The sequence below is a fragment of the Gordonibacter pamelaeae 7-10-1-b genome (genome assembly GCF_000210055.1).
GTDB lineage: Bacteria > Actinomycetota > Coriobacteriia > Coriobacteriales > Eggerthellaceae > Gordonibacter > Gordonibacter pamelaeae.
Window position 1 is genome coordinate 654,768 of sequence record NC_021021.1, and the last position, 1,115, is coordinate 655,882.

Below are 1,115 nucleotides of genomic sequence, written 5' to 3' on the forward strand. Positions count from 1 at the left end.
GTAGCCGGCAACCAAGGGGCGCACGTGCGGCCGCCGCTTCCCGGCGCGCGTGTCCGGGCGACGAAACGACCGGGCGCGACGTGGCGGAACCGGGCCGGCTCGGGTATGCTGTAAGCCGCATCCGGCGGACGTGCGGGAGGCGTTCGGGAAACGTTCGAGAAGAGGGGTTGTACCTATGTATGTGACCTGCCTTGACCTGGAGGGCGTGCTCGTGCCCGAGATATGGATCGCGTTCGCCGAGGCGAGCGGCATCCCCGAGCTCAAGCGCACCACGCGCGACGAGCCCGACTACGACAAGCTCATGGCCTTCCGCCTGGACACGCTCGCAGAGCACGGCCTGGGCCTTCCCGAGATCCAGCGCACCATCGCCGCCATCGACCCGCTGCCGGGCGCGCGGGAGTTTCTGGACGAGCTGCGCTCGCAGATGCAGGTCATCATCATCAGCGACACGTTCACCCAGTTCGCGAGCCCGCTCATGGAGAAGCTGGGGTGGCCGACCATCTTCTGCAACGAGCTGGACATGACCGCCGACGGCCGGATCGCCGGCATCCGCATGCGCTGCCCCGAGTCCAAGCTCACCACGGTGCGCGCGCTGCAGTCGTGCGGCTTCGACACCATCGCCGCCGGCGACAGCTTCAACGACCTGGCGATGATCCGTGCGAGCAAGGCCGGCTTCCTGTTCCGCAGCACCGACGCCATCAAGGCCGACAACCCCGACCTGCCGGCCTTCGAGGAGTTCGGCGACCTGCTGGCCGCCATCAAGCAGGCCGTCGCGTAGGGAGAGGGCGTCCCGTGCCGATCATCCATCTCGACGGTTTGGGCGACCCGCGGCTCGCGGTGTACTCGGGCATGACCGATTCGCAGCTGCGCGACTGTCCCGACAGCGCGCACGGCCTGTTCATCGGCGAGTCGCGCAAGGTGATCGAGCGCGCGCTGGACGCCGGCGTGCGGATGCGCTCGCTGTTCATGGAGGAGAAGTGGCTCGACCAGACCATGCCGGTCGTCGAGCGGGCGCTCGCGGCCGATGCGGAGATGCCCGTGTTCGTGGCCACGCGCGAGCAGTTTCACGCGCTCACCGGCTACGAGGTGACGCGCGGGGCGCTCGCGGCGTTCGA

At 68.8% G+C, this 1,115-nt stretch carries 1 protein-coding gene and 1 pseudogene; both read left to right on the forward strand.

Going from position 1 to position 1,115, the window contains the following annotated elements; translation table 11 throughout:
• Positions 1–175 precede the first annotated feature (175 nt).
• Positions 176–778, forward strand: a complete 603-nt coding sequence (gene thrH, locus GPA_RS03140) for a bifunctional phosphoserine phosphatase/homoserine phosphotransferase ThrH (protein ID WP_015538904.1) — start codon at positions 176–178, stop codon at positions 776–778.
• A 14-nt stretch (positions 779–792) separates the two neighbouring features.
• Positions 793–1,115: pseudogene (locus GPA_RS03145) on the forward strand (TrmH family RNA methyltransferase); the annotation flags it as partial.